This window comes from Actinacidiphila paucisporea, assembly GCF_900142575.1.
Lineage (GTDB): Bacteria > Actinomycetota > Actinomycetes > Streptomycetales > Streptomycetaceae > Actinacidiphila > Actinacidiphila paucisporea.
On record NZ_FRBI01000007.1, the window covers coordinates 61,785 to 87,895 of the forward strand.

18 protein-coding genes are annotated in these 26,111 nt (G+C 73.2%); 9 read left to right on the forward strand and 9 right to left on the reverse strand.

Annotated elements, in window-relative coordinates:
* The first annotated feature begins 162 nt into the window (after nucleotides 1-162).
* A complete protein-coding gene (locus tag BUE44_RS13350; protein WP_073497671.1) occupies nucleotides 163-2,550 on the forward strand; it encodes an outer membrane protein assembly factor BamB family protein in 2,388 nt (795 codons plus the stop codon).
* A gap of 34 nt (nucleotides 2,551-2,584) precedes the next feature.
* On the opposite strand, the gene BUE44_RS13355 is transcribed toward BUE44_RS13350, so the two are convergent.
* From BUE44_RS13355 to BUE44_RS13360, 3 genes are all read right to left on the reverse strand, one after another.
* The gene (locus BUE44_RS13355) at nucleotides 2,585-3,181 is read right to left on the reverse strand and encodes a hypothetical protein (protein ID WP_073497674.1); all 597 of its coding nucleotides are present in this window, start codon (nucleotides 3,179-3,181) and stop codon (nucleotides 2,585-2,587) included.
* A gap of 343 nt (nucleotides 3,182-3,524) precedes the next feature.
* Nucleotides 3,525-3,695: a hypothetical protein gene (locus BUE44_RS37440; RefSeq protein WP_159450247.1), complete on the reverse strand. Its 171-nt coding sequence runs from the start codon at nucleotides 3,693-3,695 to the stop codon at nucleotides 3,525-3,527.
* A 169-nt stretch (nucleotides 3,696-3,864) separates the two neighbouring features.
* Nucleotides 3,865-6,813: an AfsR/SARP family transcriptional regulator gene (locus BUE44_RS13360; protein WP_073497676.1), complete on the reverse strand. Its 2,949-nt coding sequence runs from the start codon at nucleotides 6,811-6,813 to the stop codon at nucleotides 3,865-3,867.
* Nucleotides 6,814-7,416: 603 nt separating this feature from the next.
* Here BUE44_RS13360 and BUE44_RS13365 point away from each other — a divergent pair.
* From BUE44_RS13365 to BUE44_RS13375, 3 genes are all read left to right on the forward strand, one after another.
* Complete coding sequence (locus tag BUE44_RS13365; RefSeq protein WP_107415705.1) at nucleotides 7,417-8,196, forward strand: AMP-binding protein; 780 nt, start codon at nucleotides 7,417-7,419, stop codon at nucleotides 8,194-8,196.
* 147 nt (nucleotides 8,197-8,343) lie between these two features.
* Complete coding sequence (locus BUE44_RS13370; RefSeq protein WP_073497678.1) at nucleotides 8,344-8,877, forward strand: pyridoxamine 5'-phosphate oxidase family protein; 534 nt, start codon at nucleotides 8,344-8,346, stop codon at nucleotides 8,875-8,877.
* Between the two features lie 161 nt (nucleotides 8,878-9,038).
* Nucleotides 9,039-9,584, forward strand: coding sequence for a GNAT family N-acetyltransferase (locus BUE44_RS13375; RefSeq protein WP_073497680.1), 546 nt, complete (start codon nucleotides 9,039-9,041; stop codon nucleotides 9,582-9,584).
* A gap of 117 nt (nucleotides 9,585-9,701) precedes the next feature.
* Here BUE44_RS13375 and BUE44_RS13380 read toward each other — a convergent pair whose 3' ends face one another.
* Complete coding sequence (locus BUE44_RS13380; RefSeq protein WP_073497683.1) at nucleotides 9,702-11,180, reverse strand: CehA/McbA family metallohydrolase; 1,479 nt, start codon at nucleotides 11,178-11,180, stop codon at nucleotides 9,702-9,704.
* Between the two features lie 274 nt (nucleotides 11,181-11,454).
* Here BUE44_RS13380 and BUE44_RS13385 point away from each other — a divergent pair, with 274 nt between their 5' ends.
* The 4 genes from BUE44_RS13385 to BUE44_RS13400 all read left to right on the forward strand — a co-directional run bounded on the left by BUE44_RS13385 (nucleotide 11,455) and on the right by BUE44_RS13400 (nucleotide 17,460).
* Nucleotides 11,455-14,031: a bifunctional FO biosynthesis protein CofGH gene (locus BUE44_RS13385; RefSeq protein WP_073497686.1), complete on the forward strand. Its 2,577-nt coding sequence runs from the start codon at nucleotides 11,455-11,457 to the stop codon at nucleotides 14,029-14,031.
* 23 nt (nucleotides 14,032-14,054) lie between these two features.
* The gene (locus BUE44_RS13390; protein ID WP_073497688.1) at nucleotides 14,055-14,594 is read left to right on the forward strand and encodes a P-loop NTPase family protein; all 540 of its coding nucleotides are present in this window, start codon (nucleotides 14,055-14,057) and stop codon (nucleotides 14,592-14,594) included.
* Between the two features lie 356 nt (nucleotides 14,595-14,950).
* Nucleotides 14,951-16,183, forward strand: a complete 1,233-nt coding sequence (locus tag BUE44_RS13395; RefSeq protein ID WP_073497690.1) for a phosphodiester glycosidase family protein — start codon at nucleotides 14,951-14,953, stop codon at nucleotides 16,181-16,183.
* A 173-nt stretch (nucleotides 16,184-16,356) separates the two neighbouring features.
* Nucleotides 16,357-17,460 carry an ADP-ribosylglycohydrolase family protein gene (locus tag BUE44_RS13400; protein ID WP_200804408.1) on the forward strand — a complete coding sequence of 368 codons (1,104 nt, stop codon included), beginning with the start codon at nucleotides 16,357-16,359 and terminating at the stop codon, nucleotides 17,458-17,460.
* 93 nt (nucleotides 17,461-17,553) lie between these two features.
* Here BUE44_RS13400 and BUE44_RS13405 read toward each other — a convergent pair whose 3' ends face one another.
* The 5 genes from BUE44_RS13405 to BUE44_RS13425 all read right to left on the reverse strand — a co-directional run bounded on the left by BUE44_RS13405 (nucleotide 17,554) and on the right by BUE44_RS13425 (nucleotide 23,402).
* Nucleotides 17,554-19,128 carry a sodium:solute symporter family protein gene (locus tag BUE44_RS13405; RefSeq protein WP_073497693.1) on the reverse strand — a complete coding sequence of 525 codons (1,575 nt, stop codon included), beginning with the start codon at nucleotides 19,126-19,128 and terminating at the stop codon, nucleotides 17,554-17,556.
* 396 nt (nucleotides 19,129-19,524) lie between these two features.
* Nucleotides 19,525-20,724, reverse strand: a complete 1,200-nt coding sequence (locus tag BUE44_RS13410) for an aminotransferase-like domain-containing protein (protein WP_073497695.1) — start codon at nucleotides 20,722-20,724, stop codon at nucleotides 19,525-19,527.
* Nucleotides 20,725-20,928: 204 nt separating this feature from the next.
* Nucleotides 20,929-21,138 (reverse strand): DUF397 domain-containing protein, encoded by a 210-nt coding sequence (locus BUE44_RS13415; RefSeq protein WP_073497698.1) that lies wholly within the window; start codon nucleotides 21,136-21,138, stop codon nucleotides 20,929-20,931.
* Between the two features lie 265 nt (nucleotides 21,139-21,403).
* Nucleotides 21,404-22,258 (reverse strand): helix-turn-helix domain-containing protein, encoded by an 855-nt coding sequence (locus BUE44_RS13420; protein WP_073497700.1) that lies wholly within the window; start codon nucleotides 22,256-22,258, stop codon nucleotides 21,404-21,406.
* A gap of 448 nt (nucleotides 22,259-22,706) precedes the next feature.
* Complete coding sequence (locus BUE44_RS13425; RefSeq protein ID WP_073497702.1) at nucleotides 22,707-23,402, reverse strand: GOLPH3/VPS74 family protein; 696 nt, start codon at nucleotides 23,400-23,402, stop codon at nucleotides 22,707-22,709.
* A 1,172-nt stretch (nucleotides 23,403-24,574) separates the two neighbouring features.
* Between BUE44_RS13425 and BUE44_RS37445 the strand changes: the two genes are divergently transcribed.
* Complete coding sequence (locus tag BUE44_RS37445; protein WP_159450248.1) at nucleotides 24,575-26,077, forward strand: D-alanyl-D-alanine carboxypeptidase family protein; 1,503 nt, start codon at nucleotides 24,575-24,577, stop codon at nucleotides 26,075-26,077.
* Nucleotides 26,078-26,111: the final 34 nt, after the last annotated feature.

A 26,111-nucleotide genomic window follows, 5' to 3' on the forward strand; every position in this document is an offset into this window, starting at 1 on the left:
TGGGCGTGTCGTGACGGCCCCGGGTTCGCAACAGGCGCCCTTCCCAGGAACAATCAGGTCCGTACTCTGGCGTGGGCGCGGGTAACGGACCGCGAAGGGCAGGACGCACGGACGCGGAGCACGGCCGCAACAACGCGGGTACGGGGAGGTGGCAGGGTAGTGATGGAGCAGCTGACGCAGCACGACCCGAGACGGATCGGCCCTTTCGAGGTGCTGGGTCGGCTCGGCGCCGGCGGCATGGGGCTGGTCTATCTCGCGCGCTCGGCATCCGGCCGCCGGGTGGCGATCAAGACCGTACGCGCGGAGCTTGCCGAGGACCAGCTCTTCCGGGTCCGCTTCACGCGTGAGGTGGAGGCCGCCCGCGCCGTCTCCGGCTTCTACACCGCGGCCGTCGTGGACGCCGACCCGCGGGCCGCCGTGCCGTGGCTGGCCACCGCGTACGTCCCCGCCCCGTCGCTGGAGGAGATCGTCAACGAGGCGGGGCCGATGCCCGCCCAGGCGGTGCGCTGGCTCGCCGCCGGAATCGCCGAGGCCCTGCAGTCGATCCACGCCGCCGGCCTGGTGCACCGCGACATGAAACCGTCCAACGTGCTGGTGGTCGAGGACGGGCCGCGGGTCATCGACTTCGGCATCGCCTCCGGCGTGTCAAACACGCGGCTGACGATGACCAACGTCGCCGTCGGCACCCCCGCCTACATGTCGCCCGAGCAGGCACGCGACTCCCGCAGCGTGCGCGGCGCGAGCGACATCTTCTCGCTCGGCTCCACTCTGGTCTTCGCCGCGACCGGGCACGCGCCCTTCCACGGTGCCAACCCGGTGGAGACCGTCTTCATGCTGCTGCGCGAGGGCCCGGACCTGGGCGGGCTGCCCGACGAGCTGCGCCCGCTCATCGAGTCCTGCATGCGGATGGAGGCCGAGGGCCGGCCCACCCCCGCCGACCTGCAGGCCCAGCTGGCCCCGCACCTGTTCTCGACCGGCGGCGACGACACCGGGACGGCGTCCGCCTGGCTGCCCCCCGGGGCGGTCGCGCTGATAGAGCAGCGCCGCAGCGGCCGGCTGCCGCACCCCGCGAGCCCCGCCGACGGCGGGCGCGGCGCGCACGCGGCGGGCCGGATCCGGCCCGCGCAGCCGCCGGCGCCGCAGGGCGGGCTGCCGCCGCGGCCCGCGCAGCCGCCGCCGATCCCGGCGCACGCGCCGGGCGGCGACAACAACGGCCGGCACGGCGCCGGCGAGGTGGTGCAGCTCGCCGGATCGGCGCCGATCGGGCCCGGACTGCGGGTCGCGGACGCCGCCGAGCACAAGGCGGCGAGCGGGGCCGCGCCGGGCACCGAATGGGTCCGCCGCAGGCCGGGGGCGCACCGGGCCGGCGACCCGGCACCGACCGGTGTGCCCGCGCAGGGCGCGGCGGCGGCGCCCCCGGCGGAGTGGCGGCCCTGGCGGTTCCGGATGTCGAACGACGTGTGGGGCACCCCGGTGGTGGCCGGCGGCCTGCTCTACGTCACCTCCTTCGAGGTGCACGCGCTGGACGTGGCGAGCGGGCGGCGGGAGTTCAAGACCAAGGACGTCGCGTGGACCATGGCGGTGGCCGGCGGCCGGATCCACGCCTCGGACGGGCCGCACCTATTCGCGCTGGACGCGGCGGACGGTGCCGACCGGTGGCGTACGCAGATCGACGGCTGGGTCTACGCGGTACGGACCGACGCGGGCACCGTCGTCACGGGGACGCGCGGCGGCGGAGTCCAGTCGTGGGACGCGAGTCGCGGGACGCTGCGGTGGGAGCGGAGCGGCGCGCAGACGGAGTTCGAGTCGCCGGACTCCGGCCCGACCGTCGTCGGCCGGGTCGTCTACTACCAGGGCGGCGGGAAGCTGTACGCGGTGGACGCGCTGACCGGGTCGGAGATGTGGTCGTATCCGGTCGGTGAGCCGGGCGTGGCAGGTTCGGTGCCCACCAGACCGGTGGTCGCGAACGGCGTCGTCCACCTGACCGCCGGCACCCGGGTGCTCGCGCTCGACGCCCGCAGCGGCGCCGAGCGCTGGCATTTCGACGCACCGGCGGTGATGTTCGCGCCGCCCGCGTACGTACCGGGACCCGGGTCGTCGGGCGGCGGCGTGTACGTCGCCGACCACCTCGGTACGGTCTACGCGCTCGATGCGGCCGGCGGGCGCGAGCGGTGGCGGGTCGCCACCGAGCCGCGGCAGTCCGTGGAGCCGGTCGTGGTGGCGGCCGGTGCGGTGCACCTGGGCGCGGGCAGCGCGCTCTACACGCTGGACGCGGTCAGCGGCACCCCGCGCTGGCGGTTCGCGGCGCAGGGCGAGATCGTCGGGTCGCCCGCGGTCGCCGACGGCCGCGTGCACTTCGGGTCCAAGGACCACTGCCTCTACACCGTGGACGCGCAGGGCGGCCAGCTGCGCTGGCGGCTGGAGACCGGCGGCGAGATCACCGGTTCGCCGGTCAGCGCGGACGGCGTCATCTACGCGTGCTCCAAGGACCGCTGCGTCTACGCGCTCGACGCGACGAAGGGGACCGGGGCGTCGTCCCGCCGGGCTTGAGCCCGCCTTCCGGCCCGCGCGGCCATGCTCCCGGTCAGCCCAGGGGCCGGTCGGGCGGCAGCGGCGGCAGGGTGAGGGTGTCGTCGTCCTCCGGGCGGTAGCCGGAATCCAACGGTGCAGCCGGCGGAGGCGGCGGTGCCGAGGCGTCGGCGTACGGATGTGCGGGCGGCTGCTCGGAGGGCATCGGGTACGGCGCGGACGGCTCGGCGTACCGGCGGATCGTGCGGCCCCGCATCACGGCCGCGCCGAGCAGCAGCAGGGCGCCGCCGCCGACCGCGGCCGCCACGCCGACGTCGAGGCCGTCGCCGCCGGCCGTGAGCGAACCGGCGGACTGGCCCTGGCGGACCATCCACAGCACGGTGACCCCGAGGACGAGGGCGCCCGCCGCGCCCACCGCGGTCCGGGAGCGCACCAGCACGCCGAGCACGGCGAGCAGGGCGGCGAAGCCCAGGGGAAGGAAGAGGGAGCCGAGCAGGGCCGCGGTTGCCGGCGTGACGCCGACCCCGGTGAAGAGGTCGTCCACCCGGATGTCGGTCCCGTGGCGCCCGCCGTACCAGACACGGAAGGAACTCCAGACGGCGAGCGCTGCTCCGATGAGCGCGAGAAGCGAGCCGAAGATGTTGCGGAGCATCCGGCGGCACCGCCTCTTTCGCGTACTCAGCCCCCTCGGGGCCGAGGCTACGCCGGGTGCTCCGCCTTCGCCAGGCGAGTGTCTTGTGCTGCCCCCGGGGACGCCCCCGAGGGCAGCACAAGACACAGCAGACTGGCCGCAGCGTCCCCTCCGAGCTGCGGTCAGTCTGCTGTGCGAGCCCGGGGCGCCGTCCGCAGGCCCCTGATCCGCGGACGTTCCCCCTCCCGGGCTGCCCCCATGGCCCCCCGATTCCCCCTGCTCCCCCCGTGGTCCCCCGTGATCCCCCCGGATCCCCCGTGGTCCCCCTGCCCCCCGTGCGACCGCTCCCCCCGTCAGCGGACGATTACGGGCGCGTGCCCTCGGTGTAGATGTTGTTCGGCTTCACGGTGCCCGGCGTGGCGGCCGTCTCCGGAGCGGTCTCGGGCGTGCCCTCGGTGTAGATGTTGTCCGGGTCGGCGGTGCCGCCGCCGTCAAGCTTCGGCGCCTTCGGGGTCTTCGCCTGCTCTGCGCTCATGGTGCTCTCCTGTGTGCTGTGAGTGCGTGGGGACGTACTGTCGAAACGCCCGCCCGGCAGCGACCCCCGTGCACCGCCGAGCGGGCAGCTCGTGCAGTGATGGAATCGTGGCACCCGGCGATAATCAACTGATAAACGGCATCAGTTGGGCAGCGCGGGCCGACAGACGCTAGACGGCGAGCGACGGCCGCGGCTCGTCCTGGTCCCCGTCGCCGAGCAGCCGCCGCACCTCGGCGGCCTCCGGCGTCCCCAGCGACGTGAAGACGGCGAGCGCGTCGTGCCAGCAGGCGTACGCGCGGATCTCCTGGCCCATACCGTCGAGTGCGCGGCCCAGCACGGTCAGCGCGTTGGCCGTACGCCATTCGCCGCCGATCTCCCGCAGGATGACGAGCGACTGCTCGACGTGGGAGGCGGACTGCCGCCACTGCTGGGCGGCGAGGTGCAGTTGCGCGAGGCGGAAGAGCGTCATGCCCTCCCAGAACTGCTGCCGGGCGGCGCGGAAGATGTCCAGGGCCTCGGTCAGGCACTCCAGCGCCTCGTCGAGGCGGTCGGCGGCGGTGAGCGTGACGCCCATCGAGTACAGGCCGTTGCCCAGCCTGAATCCGGCGCCCATCTCCCGGTGGATCGCCACGACCCGCTCCGCGGTGGCCGTCGCGGCCTCGGTGTCGCCCAGGTCCTGCTGGGCGCGGGCCAGGTTGCTCAGCGCCGACGCCTCGCCGTGCTTGTTGCCGTCCGCCCTGAAGGCTTCGAGCGCGGTGGTGTGATAAGCGGCGCTCTCGGCGAAACGGTGGCCGCGGTGGGCCAGCGAGCCGCGCAGATTCGGCGCGTAGCTGCACGTCACCGGGTCCTCGGCGGACAGGCCGAGCAGCAGCGCGCGCTTGGCCTCCTCCTCCGCGGCGTCGAACCTGCCGGAAAGCCGCAGCAGTTGGCCGAGCCAGACCCGGCCGCGGCCCTCGGTCAGGGTGTCGCCGCACGCCTGCGCGGTGGACACCAGGGCGCAGGCGGCCTGCTCGTACTGCCGGCCGTAGACGCCGGACTCCACCAGGTCCTGGGCGGCGAGCAGGACGTCCACCGCGCGCCGCAGGAAGCCCTCGCAGCCCGAGTCCGCGGCCTGCTGCACCGTGGCCAGCAGCCCCTGGGCCTCGGAGAACAGCCACTCCAGGGACTCCTCCCTGGTGCCGAAGGACAGACCGGGGTGGGTGGTCGGGGCGAGGTGGTCGATGACGCGGTCGCCGGGATTCTCCAGCGCGTAGGCGGAGACCGCCGAGGCGAGGGAGAAGTCCAGCAGCCGGGACAGCGCCGCGCAGCGCGCCTCGGGGGTCTCGTCGGCTTCGGCCTGCTCGCGGGCGTAGAGGCGCAGCAAGTCGTGGAAGCGGTAGCGGGCCGGGGCGGCGGACTCGATGAGGCTGATGTCGACCAGGGCTTCGAGGAGTTCCTCGGTGCGGTAGGGGTCCAGGTCGAGGACGGCGGCCGCGGCGTGCAGGGAGATGTCCGGGCCCTCGGGCAGCGAGAGGAGCCGGAAGGCACGGGCCTGCGCGGGTGAGAGGTGGCCGTAGCCGAGGGCGAAGGTGGCTTTGACGGCGAGGTCGCCGGCGCGCAGTTCGTCCAGCCGCCTGCGGTGGTCGGCGAGCTTGTTGGCCAGGACGGAGACCGTCCAGGTGCGGCGGGCGGCCAGCCGGGCGGCGGCGATACGGATCGCCAGCGGCAGGAAGCCGCAGGCGGCGACGACGTCGAGGGCGGCCTGCCGCTCGCTGCTGACCCGCTCCTCGCCGACGATGCGGGTGAACAGCAGGAGCGATTCCTCGGGCGACATCACGTCGAGGTCGACCAGGTGGGCGCCGGCCAGGTCGACCATCCGCACCCGGCTGGTGACCAGCGCGGCGCAGCCGGGCGTGCCGGGCAGCAGCTGCCTGACCTGGGCGGCGTCGTAGGCGTTGTCGAGCAGCGCGAGGACCCGGCGCCCGTCGAGCGTGGAGCGGTAGAGGGCGGCGCGGTCGGCCAGCGAGTCGGGGATGGCCGCGTCGGGCAGGCCCAGGGCGCGCAGGAACGACGCGAGCACGACCTCCGGTTCGGCCGGCCGCGGACCCGTGCCCTGGAGGTCGACGTAGAGCTGCCCGTCGGGGAAGGCGTCGCGGGCGTCGTGCGCGACCTGGACGGCCAGGGTGGTCTTGCCGACACCGCCGATGCCGGCGACGGCGGAGACCGCCATCACACCGCTGCCCTGCGACGCGCAGGCCAGCTGCTCGCCCAGTTCGTGGACGAAGGCCGAGCGGCCGGTGAAGTCGGAGACGGTGGCGGGCAGTTGCGCCGGGCGGAGGATCTCCGGGGCGCCGGGCGCGGCGGCGCCCTGCGGCGGGGCCAGGCCGGGGTCCGCCTCCAGGATGCGCTGGTGGAGGTCGCTCAGCTCGGTGGAGGGGTCGATGCCCAGCTCGTCGGCCAGCAGGCGGCGGGTGTCGGCGTAGACGCCCAGGGCCTCGGCCTGCCGTCCGCTGCGGTAGAGGGCGAGCATCAGCAGGGCGCGCAGCCGCTCGCGCAGCGGGTGCTCCGCGGTGATCGCGGTCAGCTCCGAGACGGCTTCGGCGTGCGCGCCCACCTCCAGGTCGAGTTCTAGCCGCGCCTCGATCAGGCCGAGGTGCCACTCGGCGAGCCTGCCGCGCTGCGTCTCGGCGTACGGCCCGGGCAGTCCGGCGAGCGGCTCACCCTTCCACAGGTCCAGCGCGCTGAGCATCAGCTCCCTGGCCTGGCCCGGGTCGACCGCGCGGACCTTCTCGGCCTCCGCGGCCAACTGCTCGACCAGGGTGGCGTCCAGCGCCTCGACGGGTACGTGGATCGCGTAGCCGCCCGAGTCGGTGACCAGGGTCTCCGAGCCGAGCGCCTTGCGCAGCCGGAAGGCGTACGAACGCAGGGCGGCCAGCGCGGTGTTGGGCGGGTTCTCGCCCCACAGGGCGTCCAGCAGCTCCGACGCGGTCGCCGTCCGCCCGCCGCGCAGCAGCAGTACGGCCAGCAGCGCACGCTGCTGCGGTGCGCCGGTGCTGATCGGCTGGCCGTCGCGCCAGGCGCGCACCGGCCCGAGGACCGCGAACCGCAAGCCGCCGCCCGGTTCCGTCCCGCTTCCCATTCATGCCCCCTGAACCGCTCGCGAACCGAACCGGTCCGGACAGGGCCGGGTCGGCTTTCCGCGCGTATATCAATCATTCATCGCCAGGCGGAACAGTTGTCCGCATGGCACTCGTCGGCGGAGCCGCTGGTTCAGCCCCGTCCGTGTCAGTTTGCCGTGTCGGGCCGCCCCGGGTCACCCCATGCGGGTCCTTAACCGGTCCAACGGCAGAAGTTGGGCCGAATTTGATATTCCGTCTGTGCGTGCGCGGAGGTTGTGGTGTGTGGGGATGGATCGTGCCGTGGGGCTGTGCGCCACAGGACGGGTAGCTGAGCCGCGATGTGTACGAAGTGTGCGGATCGCGCGGGTGGCCCGTACCGGGCGCCGGTACGAGGCCCGGGTACGCCCGAAGCACAGGTCGGCTACGTCGCCGGAGGGTATGCGGCAGGGGCGTACGAGCCGGCCGACTGCCCGCCGGATACGCCGTACGGGGCCGGCGCGCCCGGCGGCCGGTCCGCCTGGTGGGGGAGGCCGCAGCGCGATTCCGTGCGGCCGCTGCATGCCGCGCGGCCGCCGGGCACGGCGTATGCGCCGCAATACTCCGCGCCGCGGGAGACCGTTGCAATGAGCGGCGGAAAACACAGCAAGCCGCGCCGGTCGCGGCCGGGCGGCGGCGGGGGCGGCGGGCCCCGGCCCGTCGCGGGGGACGGCGGCCGGCTGCCCGGACCGCTGCTGCGCCGGCGCGCGGAACGGCACCCGACACTGGTGCCCGAGCTGCCCTTCGAGGGCCGGGCGGGCGCTGCGGTCGGTACCGCGGGGTGCAGCTTCGCCGAACTCGACCGGCGTGCCCGGGCCATCGCCGCCCGGCTCGGTACATTGCTCAGCCCCGGCAGCCGCGTCCTGCTCGTCTACCCGGAGGGACCCGACCTGGCGGGCGCCTTCTTCGGCTGCCTCTACGCCGGCATGGCCGCGGTCCCGCTCGTGCTGACCACGCCCGGCGCCGTCCACGCGGTGCCGCGCGCCGTCCAGCGCTGCGCCCCCGACCTGGTGCTGACCGGCACCGACGGATGGCACGCGCTCGACGTCGACCGGAACCGTACGCGGGTGGTCGAGGCGGACGGCGTACGCGTCGGGGGCGAACCGGTGTGGCGGCTGGCCACGCAATGGCGGCCGGTCGGCGTCCTGCGCGGCGCGCCCGCCTACCACTGCTACCACGACGACGGCCCGGCGGGCGGGCGGCTCGAAGCGGCAATGTGCCACGGCGACCTCGCCGAGGTGATGACCGAACTGGCCCAGGCGATCCGGCTCGGCACGGACGAGGAGAACGTCGGCTGGATCGCGGCGGTGCACGGCCTGGAGGAGGCCGTGTGGCGGATCCTGCTGCCGGTACGGGTGACGGGCTGAGGCCGCGGGCCCGGCTGCGGTCCGGCCGCGCCTTCCGCGGGCGTCACGGGGACGTCACGGGGGCCTTGCGGGCGACCGATGAATTCGCGGCACCCGGCCGGTCTGCACCTGCGACGGGAGAACCGCATTCTTCGGAGGTGGCAGCACATGGCCGATCAGGAGCCGATCGAGACGGTCAGCCTGGACCGGGTCGGGTACGGGACCGAGACCTTCCCGTGGAGCCGGGCGCGCGACCAGCTCGCCGCCGCGCACGAGCGGGTGGCGGCCGTGCCGTACTTCCTGGGCACGGTCAGCCCTGACGGCGTCCCGCACGCGGCGGGCGTCGGCGCGCTGTGGGACGACGGCGACCTTTACTTCACCAGCGGGCCCGGCACCCGCAAGTCCCGTCATCTCGCGGCCAACCCGGCCTGCACGGTGTCGGCGCGGCTGGAGAACCTGGACCTGACCATGAGCGGCACCGCCACCCGGGTGACCGACCACGCGACGCTGGAGCGCATCGCCGCCCGCTACCGCGGCATGGGCTGGCCCGCCGAAGCCGCGGGCGACGCCCTCACGGCGCCCTTCAGCGCTCCCAGCGCGGGGCCCGCGCCCTGGTATCTGTACCGCTTCACCTTCACCACGGCGGTGGGCCTGGGCATCAAGGAGCCGGAGGGCGCCACCCGCTGGCGCTTCGCCCGCTGAGGCCTGAGGCCAGAGGCCTGGAGCCTGGAGCCTGGAGCCCGAGCGCCCGCAGCCCCGCGGTTGGTGCGCCGCCGATTATTACGCTGGCCGCCGGCCCACGTCGTCCTGTTGACTGCCGAGCGGGCTCGGCAGGCCACGTACACGAGGGACGAGGGGGCGGCATGACACCGCGGTTCCGTACCGCAGGACCCGGCGACGCGGAAGCGGTCGCGCGGCTGCACGCGGACAGTTGGCGGCGGCATTACCGCGGGGCGTATTCCGACGCCTATCTCGACGGCGACGTCCTCGCCGACCGGCTGGCGGTCTGGTCCGGGCGCCTCGCCGCGCCCGCCGGCGCCCGCACCCTGCTCGCCGAGGACGGCACCGGGGTGCTGGGCTTCGTCCATGTCGTCCCGGACGAGGACCCGAAGTGGGGCAGCCTGGTCGACAACCTGCACGTCACGGCGGCCAGGAAGCGTACGGGAGTCGGCCGCGCCCTGCTCGCCAGGGCCGCCGAGGAGGCCGTCGCCCTGGCGGAGTCCCCGGGGCTGTACCTGTGGGTGCTCGAACAGAACACGGCCGCCCGGGCCTTCTACGCGGCCATGGGCGCCGAGCACGTCGAGACGGCCCTCGTGGGCGCCCCCGGCGGCGACCCGGCCAGGCTGAACGGCACGCCGACCAAATTCCGGATGGCCTGGCCCGACAACGCCCGCCTGCCCGCCGCGTGAGCCGGGCCGGGCATCCCACGGAGCAGCCGGCCGTCAGCCGCGCACCGGCTCCGGCGGATACGCCCGTGCCCGACCCTGCCACAAGGCGGCGGGGTCGGGCACGGGCGTACCGGCGGGCTACTTGCGGTCGAGCCAGATCGGGTTGGTGATCGCCGCGGCCGGGCCCGGGATGCCGGCCGGGGTGCCCGCGGGCGCCGGGTGGCGGACCTCGGCGCGGACGTACGCGGCGAGCGAGGCGGTGGTCTGCCAGCTGACCGTGCCCGACGCGGGCAGCGCCGCCGCGAGAACCTGGCCCTCGTCGGAGACCAGGCGCAGCAGCGAGTCCGCGGGGACGCCGGAGACGGTCAGGGTCACCGTCACCACGGCGTCGGGCACGACCGCCAGCCGGTCGCCGATGCCCGCGTGCTCGCCGTGCGGACCCGAGGCGGTGAGGGAGAGCTGGACGTCGGCGTTCTCCGCGATCCAGGAGCGGCCGGCCCTGATGCCCGCCTGGAGGGCGTGCCGGTCGAGGCCGTCGGCCAGGACGACGGTCTGCGGGAGGCCGACGACGTCGGGGTCGCGGTGGGCGTCGGAGTTGCCCATGGCCGGGATCCAGTGGCCGTCGCCCCGGCGCACCGCGCCGGTCAGCAGGTTGTCCCAGGTCAGCAGGGTCGCCTCGTCGTCGGTGGTCCAGGGGCCGTTCCAGACCTCGACGGCGTCGACGTTGTCGTAGCCGAACTTCCACTGGCTCGCCAGGCTCGTGCCGTACGGGTGGGCCGGCACCACGATGCCGCCCGCGCGGCGGATCCGCCGGGCGAAGGAGTCGAAGGCGTCGTCGCGCGCCCGGTAGCGCCAGTCGACGAACTCGCCGCCGTCCAGGCCGATCGCCAGGAAGTGGCCGTTGCGGGTGGTCACCTCCTCGCCGGTCATGATCAACAGGTCGTCGCCCGCCAGCGGGCCGAGGAAGGGGTGCGCGGAGCTGGTGTTGTGGTCGCTGGAGTTGATGAAGTCCAGCTTCGCGGCCCGCGCCAGCGCGGCCAGTTGCTCCAGGGTGCGCTTGCCGTCGGAGTGCACGGTGTGCAGGTGGCAGTCGCCGCGGTACCAGCCGCGCCCGCGCCCGGCGACCTGCTCCGGCGGGTAGTCGGGCTTCGGGGTGCGGCCCGCTTCGCCGGCCGTGAGGGTGACGGTCACCGAGTAGTTCAGGCCCTGCGGCGCCACCGTGTACGGCCCGAGGACGATGTACCAGGTGCCCGCCCCAACCGGTCCGGCCAGGTAGCCGGGCGTGGCCTCCTCCGCGCTGATCGCGAACTCGGTGCGCGCCCCGCCCGACCAGCCGCGGAAGCCGCGCCCGCCCAGGTCCGTGCCGTGGTGGTCGAAGATGCCGATGTCGCACGCGTTGCCGAGGGTGCCGGCCGGCACGGCCGGCCGGTCGTACGTGTACGACACGGCGATCTGCCGTATACCGCGCGGCACCTCGACCGGCAGGTACACGAAGTCGGCGACGCCGGTGGGAAGGTGACCGGTGACGGTCCTCGTCAGGTCCGCGTCCTGCCCCGACGGCCCGGACGGGGAGGAGCCGGAGTCGGCTGCGGCGAAGTTCACGGGTGCCAGCGTCATCACGCCGGTCGCTCCTGCCACGGCAGAGAGCTTCAGTACATCGCGTCGGTCCATAGCGCGTACGGTCGTCCCGGCGGGTGACGCCCGGGTGGCCGTCCTGTGTGCGACGCGGGGATGTCGCCCGAACCCCCGGTCCCGGGCGGGTCCTTGTGCGCGCGCCCCCGCCGGTTCCCGCAACGCGCGGGGTATTCCCCGGGAGCGGGAGATATTGGCGACAGAGGGGGCCCGGTGGCGGGGGCGGGGGAATGTCGCAGGGGCGACCTATGCTCGGGGGATGAGTACGCCGCAGCCCACCGCAAACGCCATGCGCCGCGCCCTGCACCGCGCGGCGGAAGGTGTCGCCCTCGACACGGGCGAGGCCGCCGTGCTGCTGCAGGCCCGCGGCAGCGACCTGGCGCGGCTGGCCGCGACCGCGGCCCGCGTGCGGGACGCGGGGCTGGAAGCGGTCGGCCGGCCCGGCGTCATCACGTATTCGCGGAAGGTCTTCATACCGCTGACGCGGCTGTGCCGGGACACGTGCCACTACTGCACTTTCGTGACGGTGCCCGGCAAGCTGCGCCGGGACGGCCACGGCATGTACCTCTCGCCGGACGAGGTGCTGGACATCGCCAGGCGTGGCGCGGAAATGGGCTGCAAGGAAGCGCTGTTCACCCTCGGGGACCGCCCGGAGGACCGCTGGCCCGAGGCGCGGGAGTGGCTGGACGCGCACGGCTACGACGACACGCTGGCGTATGTGCGCGCGATGGCGATCCGGGTGCTTGAGGAGACCGGGCTGCTGCCGCACCTCAACCCCGGGGTGCTGTCGTGGACGGATCTGCAGCGCCTCAAGCCGGTCGCGCCCTCGATGGGCATGATGCTGGAGACGACGGCGACCCGGCTGTGGTCGGAGCGCGGCGGCCCGCACTTCGGTTCCCCCGACAAGGAGCCGGCGGTGCGGCTGCGGGTCATCGAGGACGCCGGCCGTTCCAACGTGCCGTTCACGACCGGCATCCTGATCGGCATCGGGGAGACGTACGAGGAGCGCGCCGAGTCGCTGTTCGCCATCCGCCGCACGGCCCGGCGCTACCACGGCGTCCAGGAAGTGATCATCCAGAACTTCCGGGCCAAGCCCGACACCGCGATGCGCGGCATGCCCGACGCGGAGCTGGAGGAGCTGGCCGCGGCTATCGCGGTGGCGCGGGTGGTGCTGGGCCCCGCGGCCCGTATCCAGGCACCGCCCAACCTCGTGGACGGCGAGTACGCCCGCTTCATCGAGGCCGGCATCGACGACTGGGGCGGCGTCTCGCCGCTGACCCCCGACCACGTCAACCCCGAGCGCCCCTGGCCGCAGATCGACGACCTGGCGGCGCGCACCGCCGAGACCGGCTTCGCGCTGCGGGAAAGGCTGACCATCTACCCGGAGTTCGTGCTGCGCGGCGAGCCCTGGCTGGACCCGCGGCTGGTCCCGCACGTTCGGGCGCTGGCCGACCCGGAGACCGGTCTCGCGCGGGAGGACGCCGTTGTCGAGGGCCGGCCGTGGCAGGAGCCCGACGAGGCCTTCCCTGCCGCCGGCGGGCGTACGGACCTGCACCGCACCATCGACACCGAGGGCCGCACCGCCGACCGCAGGGACGACTACGACGAGGTCTACGGCGACTGGGAGGAGCTGCGCGAGCAGGCCGCCCCGGGCATGGTGCCCGACCGGGTCGACGCCGACGTCCGCAAGGCGCTGTCCGTCGCCGCGGACGACCCGACGAAACTCACCGACGCCGAGGCGCTCGCCCTGCTGCACGCGGACGGCCCGGCGCTGGACACGCTGTGCCGGATCGCCGACGACCTGCGCAGGGACGTCGTCGGCGACGAGGTCACGTACATCGTGACGCGGAACATCAACTTCACCAACGTCTGCTACACCGGGTGCCGTTTCTGCGCCTTCGCGCAGCGCCGCACCGACGCCGACGCCTACACCCTCTCGCTCGACCAGGTCGCCGACCGGGTCGAGCAGGCGTGGGAGGTCGGCGCGACCGAGGTGTGCATGCAGGGCGGCATCCACCCCGACCTGCCGGGCAGCGCCTACTTCGACATCGCGCGGGCGGTCAAGGCCCGTGTCCCCGGCATGCACATGCACGCCTTCTCGCCGATGGAGGTCGCCAACGGCGCCACCCGCACCGGGATGTCGATCCGCGACTGGCTGACCGCCGCCAAGGAGGCGGGCCTCGACTCGATCCCCGGCACGGCGGCGGAAATCCTCGACGACGAGGTGCGCTGGGTCCTGACCAAGGGCAAACTGCCCACGGCCACCTGGATCGAGGTGGTCAGCACCGCCCACGAGCTGGGCATCCGCTCGTCGTCCACCATGATGTACGGGCATGTGGACCAGCCCCACCACTGGCTCGGCCATCTGCGGCTGCTCGCCGAGATCCAGCAGCGCACCGGCGGCTTCACCGAGTTCGTGACGCTGCCCTTCATCCACACGAACGCGCCGGTGTATCTCGCCGGTATCGCCCGCCCCGGGCCGACCGCCCGCGACAACCGGGCGGTCACCGCGATGGCCCGGCTGCTGCTGCACCCGCACATCACCAACATCCAGACCAGCTGGGTGAAGCTGGGCGCGGACGGCGCGGCCGAAATGCTCCGTTCCGGTGCCAACGATCTCGGCGGCACCCTGATGGAGGAGACCATCTCCCGTATGGCGGGCTCCGGTTACGGCTCCTACCGGTCGATCCGCGACCTGGTCGCCATCGCGGAGTCGGCCGGCCGTCCCGCCAGGCAGCGCACCACGTTGTACGGTGAAGTGCCCGCCGAGCGCATCGCGGCCGGCCTCGCCTCCGACGGCCACCTGCCGGAGCTGCTGCCGGTGCTGGGGGACTGAACCGGGAGAGAAGGGGTCCGGACGTGGCAGGCGAGCAGCTGTCACTGCAGGACGGGATGCGGCGCCGCGGCCGTGGCGGATTCGTCGGCTGCCACGACGAACTGGCCGTCTTCCGGGCCAACCTCGACACCGACCCGGGCGACGAGGCGCACCACTTCCTCTTCCACGTGCACGGCCCGGGCGGCGTCGGGAAAACCACCCTGCTGGCCCAGTTCGCCCAGGCAGCCCGCGCCGGCGGCGCCCTCACCGCCACCGCGAACGAGGACGCCATGACCGTGCCCGACGCGATGGCCGCGATCGTCGCCGAACCGGCGGAGCAGGACCGCCCGCTCAGGGCCTTCGACCGGCTTCACGCCGTCCACCGGCAGCGCCGCTACGAAGCCGACGCCCAGGGCGCGGCAGGCGCCACGTCCCCCTCGGCGCTCGCCGCCGCGTCGGCGGACGCGGACGCGGCAGTGCCGGCGCAGTGGGCGCAGGCGCTCGGCTCGGCGCACGATGGTCGCCTGCGGGCTGGGACGTTGGGACGACGCGGCCGTCCACGTCGCGGCCCTGCTCGCCACTGATCCGCCCTGGCGGTCCGCGCCGTCCTCGCCCGCGACATCGCCGCCCTCGCCGCATCCCCCTCCGCCCCACCCACCGGCGCAACCCCCCTCCTCGCCCGCCTCCACCCCACCCCCTGAGCCGAGGCCGTCGCGGGGGGTGCGTGCCCCTGGGAAGGCCCTGGGGACCAGGGCACGACGGTGGGCCGGCGGATGCCGTAAGGGCACCCCCTCGGCAGAGGGCGCGGGAGCCGCACGCGAGGTCGACCCCAAGCCCGGCGGCGAGCGAATTTTCACGGGCCCGTCGTCCCGAGTTGGCTCCGCCGCCCGCCCGGGGATGGTGGAGTCGGGTCCACAGGGACCAGTGAGGTGGAGGAGACATGAGGCGACGCCAGATCGTGCTGGGCGCAGGAGTGTTGGTGGCCGCGGTGGTCGGTGGAACGGTGGGGGCCGGGCAGGCGCGGGCGGCGGCCGGACCGGTGACGTACGGTCAGGTGGAGCGGCTCGCACGCGGGGTGGACTACCAGGACCTCACCGTGGAGGCAGCGCACGGCGTGGTACATGGCCACGTCGTGACCGTGGACCTGCGCGACCCGCGGGTGAGCGTCGACCTGCTGACGCCGGGGGTGGTCGCCGGCCGCGCCGCGGTGTCGCAACTGGCGGACACCCGGCACGCGATCGCCGCAGTGAACGGCGACTTCTTCGACATCGACGAGAGCCAGCATCCCGGCGTCACCCCGACGGGGTCCTCCGTGGGCCCGGAGATCGGCTCGGGCCGGGCGTTGAAGGCCGCCGTGCCGGACGCCCAGCGGTTCGGTCCCGGCATGCCGAAGGGCGAGACGACGAAGGACGTGCTGGGCGTCGGCGTGGACCGCAGGGCGCGACTGGACACGCTGACCCTGCACGGCGAGGTGCGTACGGCGGCGGGCACGTACCCGCTGGGCGGCTTCAACCAGTACGCCCTGCCGGTCGGCGGCATCGGCGCGTACACCGCGGACTGGGGTGCGACCTCGCGCGGCCGCGCGGTGTGCGGCAGCGACACCTCGCGCGCGGCCGGGTGCAGCACCGACACCTACGAGGTCGCCGTACGCGCCGGCCGCGTCGTGTCCGCGGCGGGCGCCCCCGGAGCGGGCGCCGTCCCCCGCGGCACGACCGTGCTGCTCGGCCGGGACGCCGGCGCGGACACCCTGCGTACGCTGCGGCCCGGCGACCGGGTGAGCGTCGGAGAGCACTTGGCGCCGTCCGCCACGCACATCCCGTACGCCTTCGCGGTCGGCGGCTTCCCCGTGGTGCGCGGCGGCGCCCCGCTCGCCGGCCTGGACGACAGGACCGTGGCGACCAGGACCGCGGCGGGCTTCGGCGACGACGGCCGTACGCTGCGGTTGCTGGCGCTGGACGGCAGCGCTGAGACCAGCGCGGGGCTGACCGTCGCGGAAGTGGCCGCCTTGATGCAGGAGTTGGGCTGCGACAATGCCGTGAACCTGGACGGCGGTGGTTCCACCACCCTCGTCGCGCGCGACCCGGGCGCGGCCGCGGTCACCGTGCGCAGCCATCCGGCGGGCGGCGTCGAGCGGCCGGTCGCCAACGGGATCGGCGTCTTCGCACCGAGGTGAGCGCCCTTCGCGCGCCGGAGCGCACGCCGGGGAGATCGCGGGATCATCTCCCCGGACCCGCTCCTTCCGGACAACCCTCACCTACCCCGTGCACCCCTTCCGCTCCTGGCCGTGTCGGCTATCGTGCAGGCGCAGAACGGGTTCGGATCGGGGGAAGATCGAAGGGGACCGCTTTGACCGCTGTCTGGGGACGCGCGCAGCAGCAGGACTTCCGCAGCCGCGTCCGTGGCTGCCTGCTCGGCGGGGCGATCGGCGACGCGCTCGGGGCGGGGATCGAGTTCGAGTCCCTCGAAGCGATCCAGGGCGACCACGGACCCGACGGGGTCACCGACTACGTCACCGCCTATGGGCGGCGCGGCGCGGTCACCGACGACACGCAGATGACGCTGTTCACCGTCGAGGGCCTGATACGCGCGCAGGTGCGCCGCGACACCGGCGCCTGGCACCCGCCCACCGACGTGCACCGCGCGTACCGCCGCTGGGCGGCCACGCAGAGCGAGTGGGGACCCGACGAGCGCCGCAAGGACGCCGGGTGGCTCGCCCGCGAGGAGTGGCTCTACGCGCGGAGGGCGCCGGGCAACGCGTGCCTGAGCGGACTGTCGGACGACCGGATGGGGACCCTGGAGGAGCCGAAGAATCCCGGCTCCAAGGGCTGCGGCACGGTGATGCGCTCGGCACCCTTCGGGCTGCTCGTCGGCTGGGAGCCGCAACTGGTCTTCCAGCTCGCCGTGGAGTGCGCCGCGCAGACCCACGGCCACCCCACCGGCCAGCTGGCCGCCGGCGCCTTCGCCGTCATCATCCACGGGCTGGCCCGCGGTGAGGCGCTCGACGGCTCCGTCCAGCACGCCCTGGCCCTGCTGGGCGCGCGCCCCGGCCACCAGGAGACCACCGACGCGCTGCAGAGCGCGCTGGGCGCCGTACGGCAGGGCCTGCCGTCGCCGCAGCGGGTGGAGGCGCTGGGGGAGGGCTGGACCGCGGAGGAGTCGCTGGCGATCGGTGTCTACTGCGCCCTGGTCGCCGAGGACGTACGGCACGGCCTGCTGCTCGCGGTCAACCACTCAGGCGACAGCGACTCCACCGGGTCGATCTGCGGGAATCTGCTCGGCGTCCAGCACGGCGAGACGGCCCTGCCGCCGGCCTGGATCGCGGAGCTCGAAGGCCGCGCGACCATCCTCCAGCTCGCGGACGACTTCGCCATGGAGATGACGCAGGCGCCCGCCCTCCACGGGCCCGCGGGCGCCAGCCCCGCCTGGCTCGACCGCTACCCCGCCGCGTAGCACTCCCGCCGGCCCCCGGGGCGATCGCCGAGAGGCGCGGGGAACCGTGCGACCGGTCCACCCCGGCAGACGGCCCCCCACGCCCCCGAGGGGCTATTCGCCGGCAGCGGTCGGCCGCAAGGCCGGGTCCGCGGCTTCCGACGGCTCGGGAAGGGCGACCGCCGCGGCCCCGCCGCCGTCGGAGTTGATCCGCGCGAGCAGGGCGTCCCGCTCCGGCGTGTCCTCCGGCTTGATCCACCCGATCACCACGTAGAGCACCAGGGACACCGCGAGCGGCACCGATACCTGGTACTCGAGGTTGACGCCGCCCGAGACCGCGTCGTTGACGGGGTAGTTGAGCAGGTAGAAGGCGAACAGGCCCAGCGCCCAGCTGGTGAGGGCGGCGGTGGGGCCGGAGCGGCGGAAGCGGGGGAGGAGGCCGAGCATGAAGGGGATCGCGATCGGTCCCATGAGGCCGGCGACCCATTTGATCACGACGGTGATGATGTCCTTGAACGTCGGCGAGCTGACCTGGGTCGCGACGGCCATGGACAGGCCGAGGAAGGCCAGAGTCGTGACGCGGGCCGCGATCAGGCCGACACGGGCGCTCCACTCGCGGGCCTGGCGGGAGAAGGCGGGGGCGATGTCACGGGTGACGACGGCCGAGATGGCGTTGGCGTCCGAGGAGCACATGGCCATGGTGTGGGAGAAGAAGCCCACGACGACCAGGCCGAGCAGGCCGTGCGGCAGCAGCTGTTCGGTGAGCAGCGCGTAGGAGTCGGAGCCGTCGGGCTTCTTGGCGTGCACCAGCAGCGGGGAGATCCACATCGGGAAGAAGAGCACGACGGGCCAGACGAACCACAGCGCCGAGGAGAGCATGGCGCTGCGGGTGGCCTCCTTGGCGGAACCCGTGGCCATGTACCGCTGGGCCTGGTTCCACATGCCGCCGTTGTACTCGAAGGTCTTGATGAAGAGGTAGGCGAGCAGGAAGACGACGGTGTACGGGCCCGCGGTGGGGTGGCCGTGGTGGCGCAGCGCCGGCTCGTCCCAGACGTTCCAGATGCCGCTGATCCCGCCGATCTTGTTCAGCGCGGCGACCAGCATCGCCAGGCCCGCCACCAGCTGGATGGCGAACTGGCCCAGTTCGGTGAGCGCGTCCGCCCACAGGCCGCCCACCGTGCAGTAGACGGCGGTGATCGCACCGGTGATGACGATGCCCTGGGTGAGGGTGACGCCGGTGAAGACCGACAGCAGGGTGGCGATGGCCGCCCACTTGGCGCCGACGTCGACGATCTTGAGCAGTACGCCGGACCAGGCGAGCGCCTGCTGGGTGGTCAGGTTGTAGCGGTTCTTGAGGTATTCCAGCGGTGAGGAGACGTGCAGCCGGGACCGCACCCGGTTCAGCCGCGGCGCGAAGAGTTTGGCGCCGATGGCGATCCCGATGGCAATGGGCAGCGCCCAGGTGACGTACGACGTGACGCCGTACCGGTAGGAGATGCCCGCGTAACCGGTGAACATCACCGCGCTGTAGCCCGACATGTGGTGCGAGATGCCGGACAGCCACCACGGCATCCTGCCGCCCGCGGTGAAGTAGTCGCTGACGTTGTCGACGCGTTTGTGCGACCACACGCCGATCGCGACCATGACGCCGAAGTAGGCGATGAGCACGGTCCAGTCGAGACTGTTCATAGTCCCCTCCAGGGGGTCCGCCTTGTGAACGGGAACGCACTTCGCTGTGGCGCTCGTCCGGGCGGGTCGCCCCCGTGCGGGAGCGGGGACTTCCGGGATTGAACCGCCGGCTCGGAGGGCCGGTCAAGGGTTCCAGCGTTCAAGAGTCTGAATTCAGGTCAGCAAGCCGAACGATTTTACTCGCTCTTTACTTCCCTTGGCATTGTGATGACCCGGACCGCGAACCCACGATGAGCGGGCACTTCGCTGGGCGCGGCAATGTACGCCGGCTGTGGGGCCGGCGCGGAAGCGGGTACGACGCAGAGCCGTACGGGAGCGGGTCCCGTACGGCGCGGAGGGGAGGGTGCGCGGCGCCGACGATCCGTCAGGCCGGCTTCGGCCAAGGGCCGGCGGAGGTCAGCCGAAGGCCAATGTCAGGCGGCGCAGTCCCTCGGCGATCTCGTCCGGCGTATGCGTGGTGAAGGACATCCGCAGTGTCGCCGGGTCGGCATCCGCGGCATAGAACGGTGCGCCCGGTACATAGGCGACGTCGTGCGTGATCGCGGCAGGCAGCAGCGCGGTGGCGTCATGGCCCGCGGGCAGCCGTACCCACAGGAACATCCCGCCCTCCGGCCGGTTCCATGTGCTGCCGGCCGGCAGTGCCGCGGGCAGTCCGGCCAGCAGCGCGTCGCGGCGGGCCCGGTAGGCGGTACGCACCCGGAGCAGATGCGCGTCCAGGTCGCTGTCCGCGAGGTAGCGGGCCGCGGCCGCCTGGTCCACCGTCGAGGTGTGCAGATCGGCCGCCTGCTTGGCGATCACGCAGGGCCGCAGCAGCGCCTCAGGCGCCCGCAGCCAGCCCAGCCGCATGCCGGGCGCCATCACCTTCGAGAAGCTGCCCAGCAGCACCGTACGGTCCGCGGCGGCCTCGTAGGAGCTGATCCACGGCAGGCGGTCGCCCTCGAAGCGCAGCTCCCCGTACGGGTCGTCCTCGGCGATCCACAGCCCGTGCCGCCCGGCCACCTCCGCGACCGCGCGGCGACGCTCCGCGGGCAGCGTGCGGCCGGTCGGGTTCTGGAAGTCGGGGATCAGGTAGAGCAGTTTGGGCCGCTCCCGCAGCACCAGCTCCTCCAGCGCGTCCGGCCGCACCCCGTCCTCGTCGGTCGGCACCGGCACCACCCGGGCGCCCGCGAAGCCGAAGCACTGCAATGCCGCCAGATACGTCGGACTCTCCACCAGTACCACGTCGCCCGGCTCCAGCAGCACCGTCGCCAGCAGCGAGAGGCCTTGCTGCGAACCGCCCGTCACCAGGATGTCGCCCGCGCCGGTGGCGAGCCCCCGCCGGGTCAGCCGGCCGGCCACCGCGGCCCGCAGCGCGGGATCGCCCTCGGTGGTCGAATACTGCAGCACCGTGGCGGCCCGCTCGGCCAGCACCCGGTCGTATGCCGCCCTGATGCCGGCGGCGTCGAAGAGCTCGGGTGCGGGCAGCCCGCCGGCGAAGGAGATCACCTCGGGCCGCGCGGTCAGCGCCAGGATCTCCCGTACCGGCGACGCGGCGACCTCCCGCGCGCGGGCGGCGAGTGCGGGCAGTGCGGCTGCTGCGGCGGCGGGCATCGTCATGTGCGGCAGCCTACGAAGATTCGTTGTATTGTCCAGACACTTTCCAGTATCCGGTCAACGGCCCGCCGTGCGTCCGGTCAACGGCCCGCTGTTCAGTCGGACTTCGCCGCCGGGCCCGGAAAAGCAGCGAGCCCTCTCGGCCAGGACGGCGGCCGGTCGAGAGGGCGGTTCGGTGGTGCTGTGCTGCGGTGCGGAACCCGCGGGTCAGCGCAGGTCGTACGTGCCGTGGTCGACGTCTGAGACGAAGGACGACCACGCTTCGGGGGAAAAGGTGAGCACCGGACCCTGCGGGTCCTTGGAGTCGCGGACCACGACGGCCGCGACAGCCGGGGACTTCACTTCTACACAGGCGCCGTTTCCGGTGGACCGCGAGGACTTACGCCACGCGGGAGTGCTGCCCAGCTTGATTGCCATCTCTGCTCCGGTCTGTGCTGGTGACGGCGGCGGGGTGTACTCCGCAATGCGTCGAGCCGTGGAGATGAGGTGTACACCACCACCTGACTGCGCCCGACGCTACTCGCCAACATCACCGACCCGGTGGGGTCTTCACCCGACTAGGTGGCATATTCCTTGCAACTCTTGCCATGCGAGCGGGCCTTGGAGTAACTTGCCCGCCTTCACCCGAGGCGCCCCTGTCCGGAGCCGTACCGGCGCCGCTCGGGCGTACCGCGGCGCCGGGTCAGACGTACCGCAGCGCCGCCTCGCCGATGAACTGGCGGGTGGCCTCGGCGCTCAGCGCCTGCGCCCGCAGGTGCTCGTACATCACGCTGTACGCCTGTACATCGGTGTCCTTCTCCAGGTACAGGTCGCTGTTCACGCCCTCCAGGTAGACCACCGTCGCGTCGGTGGCGTCGGTGAACTCCAGCACCGCGAACTGCCCGCTCAGCCCCGGGTGGGCGCCCGCCTCGAAGGGCAGCACCTGGACGGTCACATGCGGCAGATGGCTCAGGTCCACGAGATGCGTGAGCTGTTCGCGCATGATCCCGGCGTCGCCGACCTTCCGGCACAGCGCCGCCTCGTCCACCACCGCCCACAGCCGCAGCGGCCCGTCGGGGTCGGTGATACGTTCCTGCCGGCGCATCCGGACGCTGACCCGCTTCTCGACCTGCTCCGGCGTCGCCTCCGGCAGATTGCCGGCGATCATCGCCGCGGCATACCCCGGGGTCTGCAACAGGCCGGGCACCACCTGGGGTTCGAAGACCCGCAGGCTCGCGGCCTCGGTCTCCAGGCCGATGTAGACGCTGTAAGGGATGTCGCCGAAGGCGTGCCACCAGCCCTGCTGGCGGGACTCCTTGGCCATCTGCATCAGCGACTCGACGATGCGGACGTCCTCCACGCCGTACACCCCGCACAGATCACGGACATCGCGCTGGCTGATGCTGCGGCGGCCGTTCTCCAGGCGGCTGATCTTGGACTGGGAGACCAGGAGCCGGGCCGCGACCTCCTCGGCCGTCATCCCCTTCTCCTCGCGGAGCTTGCGCAGCTCCGAACCCAGACGGCGGCGCCTGACGGTGGGGTTGACGTTGGCGACCACAGGGACTGCACCTCCACGCTGATCCATACTGATGGTCAGCAGCCTGCCACTAGCGGTCATCGCCGCGCTGGCGAATGGTCGTAACAAGCTTGCCCGGTCCGTACGCCGGGGCGCGCGAACCGTTCGCGTGCGCCCCGGCGGCGCCGGAAAACGTGCCGCGCGGGGCGCCGGGTCCGGACAACTGTCCGGCGCCCGCCACCCCGCGCGGCACAGCGGCTCCCGGAGGGGATCTCACTGCGGACGGGACCGGCTCTGCGGTGTCCCGTCCCTGCCGACGGACACCGCGACCCCGTCCTGCGTCATCACGGGTCACACTGCTGTGCTGTTCGGGTGCTCAGGTACTGCCGTGTGCCCGACGTGCCCGGCGTACGCCGCACGCGTCGGTGTGTTCAGTGTGCTTCGGCTTCACAGTGCTGCTTTCCGCCCGTGTGCTCGGACGCGCTGAACGTCAACCGACCCTCGCCATCGTGCCGTGACCCACCGTGCGCTGTGCCTGGGCGGGTGGGCGCTTGGGTTGCGCGGCCACGCCGTTCTGCACGTCCATCACGGCGTGCGCGACGAGGCCGCCCATCGGGTCGTACCTGATCAGGTCCCGCAGGCGCGATCGTGACGACCGGCCTTCGTTACCCGGGTACAGATGCTTGCCGAGTCCCACGGAGTGGGCGAGCGCGGCGAGCGCCGCGGTCCGCGGGTCCGGCGGTACGCCGGTGCGGATCGCACTGTCCAGCCGGGATCTGATCTCCCGGCTGACCGCGCTGTCGGTCGCCTGATACCGAGTGGTCGGCAGCACCCCGCACATCTGACCCGGTACGGCATGCACCATGCCGCACCGCTCCAGGTGCGCGAGATACGTCTGGCGCAGCCCCAGCCGGGGCCCGCCGATCCAGTGGACCGCCCGCACCGGGCTGCCACGACGGCGCAGCAGCTCCAGAGCGGAGTCCAGAGTCGGATCTCCGGTCGGCCGTGGATGCACCACGGCGATACGATCCCCGTCAGGGGCTATCCGTCCTGCCAGAGCCAGCTCGACGAGCTGTGCCCCGGCGAGGCCGAGGTCGAGCGATTGCGGCTGCGCCGTGGTCCCGGTCGTCGGGTCCAGGGCGAGCAGCAACAGCTCTTCCGGAATTGTTCTGCGGCTCTTGCCCATCCATGCCTCCCCGCGTGGATGAATGACAGGGTGACGCCTCTCACACCGGCCTGTCGAGAGTGCCTTCGCCATATCGGCGGGAACCGGCTGGTATGTCGTTCTCGTCTACGGGGGCGGTGGTGGTGTCGCAGACGGGCTGCGGGCCCCGCGCGGGACTATTGCAAATAGTGGGTCAGGACGGGTAGGGGCACTATCGGTGCCCCGAACGATGTGTGGAGGAGGTCTGCGTGGCGGGCGAGTCCCCCGGCAGGGAGCAGCAGCACGGGACGTCGGGGGAGGTGGCCGCACCACAGGTCGCGGACCCGAGGCTGGTGGTGTTCCATGCGCCCGTTGAGGCGCGAGAGGCGGCTGTGGCGGACGCCGCGCCCGTACGGCACGACGGCACACCGGCTCGCGGCGTCCATCAAGGCGACCCGGAATCGGCTGAACTGCCGGGCTCCGACGCCCGCTCGCCCCTCGCCACCGCGTCCGCCGAAAGTACGGTGACGGATGCGACGAGTGATGTGCCGGTTGTGGACATGACCGCCGACGCGGCTGCGCCGCCTGCCCCGTCGAACCCGCGCGAGCCGGTCGCGGAGCCCCGGAAAACGGAACCGAATCGTGATCCGGAGGGTGTGGCTGAGGCGACGGATGAGGCTCCTGGTGCACCTGAGGTGAGTGAACTTTCAACTGATGAGGCGGCGGCCGGGGACGACCTCGCGTCGCGGGACGCGTCGGAGAGCGCTCCCGAGGCGGTGCCCGAGGATGCGCCGGGGCGCACTCCGGTGGCGGATGAGGGCGCCCGGACGGCGGGCGGCCGGGAGGGTGAGCTTTCGGCTCCGGCCGGGGAAGCGGAGGAGGCGGCTGAGGCGGCCGCCCAGGACGCGCCTGCGGACTCCCCTCGGGACTCTCAGGACGCGGCCGGGGAGGCGCCCGAGGGCGCTCCGGCGGATGCTCGTACGGACGTTCCCGAGGACGTTCCCGCGGACGCTCCGGCAAAAGCTCCCGCAAGGGCTTCTGGAAAAGCTTCAGAAGCGGAATCCGACCGCGCGGGCGGGCCGGCGACGGAAACGGGGCCGGAAACAGCCCCGGAAACAGCCCCGGAGGCGGCGCCGGAAGCCGAGCCGGACGACCGGCGCGAGGACACCGGTGTGCACCGGGCGGCGGTACGGAAGTCATTGCTGCGGCCCCTGGTGTCCGATCTCCCGGCCGAACGGCCGGTGGGGCGCACCGGACAGCCCGCGGCCGGTGCCACGCCCGCCTGGGCCGCCTCCGCGGCCTCCGCGGGCCCCGCCGCCACCTCGCCGCCGGCCGCCGAACCCGGTCAGGGCGAGATCGTCGGCCCCGAGGGGACCCGGTCCATGCCTCAGCCGCTGCCTCAGCTGCTGCCGCCCGGGTCCGGCCACACCGGTTCCACCCCGCTGAAGCTGCTCGCCCACCTCACCAACACCCCGCCGCCCCGGCAGACCCTGCTGCGCAGCGTCGCCCGGCGGTTCAGGATCTGGACCCCGCTGGTCGTGCTGCTCGCGGTGGTCTTCGTCGTCGTCCAGGCCGTACGCCCGGTGCCCGGCACCAGCCTGCGGCTGACCGGCGCGTCCTCGTACGCCTTCGCCGGCGCCCCGCTGCCCGCGTCGATGCCGTGGCCCGGCGAGGGCCAGTCCGTCGCCGAGGTCGAGGGCCTCGGCTCGCTCGGCGTGCACGGCGCCCAGACCCCGGTGCCGATCGCCAGCCTCACCAAGGTGATGACCGCCTACGTGGTGCTGAAGGACCATCCGCTCACCGGCAAGGAGAACGGCCCCCAGATCCCCGTCGACCAGCAGGCGGCGAACGAGTCCGCGTCCGCCGCCGAGTCGACCGCCCACGTGAAGGTCGGCCAGAAGTTCACCGAACGCCAGATGCTGCAACTGCTGCTGGTCCCCTCGGGCAACAACATCGCGCGGCTGCTGGCCCGTTGGGACGCCGGCACGCAGCAGGCCTTCGTCACCAAGATGAAGGCGGCCTCGACCGCGCTCGGCATGGCCGACACCAAGTACACCGGCGCCAGCGGCCTGGAGGAGACCACCGTCAGCACCGCGGTCGACCAGCTCAAGCTGGCCCGCGAGGTGATGAAGAACGGGGTCTTCCGCTCGGTCGTAGGACTCCCGTGGGTCGTCGTCCCCGGTGTCGGCAAGATTTTCAACAACAACAACGACCTGGTGAATACCGGCGTCATCGGCATCAAGACCGGATCCAGCACACCGGCGGGCGGCGCCCTGATGTGGGCGGCGAACAGGAAGGCCGCCGGCAAGGAGCAGCTGATCCTCGGCGTCGTCCTCCAGCAGCACGGCGGCACCACCGTCAGCGACAGCCTCGACGCCGCGCTGGCCCGCAGCCAACAGCTCATCAAGGCCGTCCAGGGCGGGCTGACGTCCGCGACGGTCGTCAAGAAGGGTGACGTCGTCGGCGAGGTGAGCGACGGCCTCGGCGGCAAGACGCCGGTCGCCGCCGCCGCCGACCTCACCACGGCCGGCTGGCCGGGCCTGCGCTCCACGATCGCCCTCACCCCCCTGGCCGGCGGGCTGCCCCACAGCGCCAAGGCGGGCACCGTGGTGGGAACCCTCACCTTCGGCACGGGTTCCGCCCGCGCCTCCGTACCGGCCGTCCTCCAGAAGGATCTGACGTCCCCGTCCTTCACTTCGAAGCTCACCCACTTCTGACGGTCCGCCGCGCCTGGGGTGGCAGTCCCGTCCT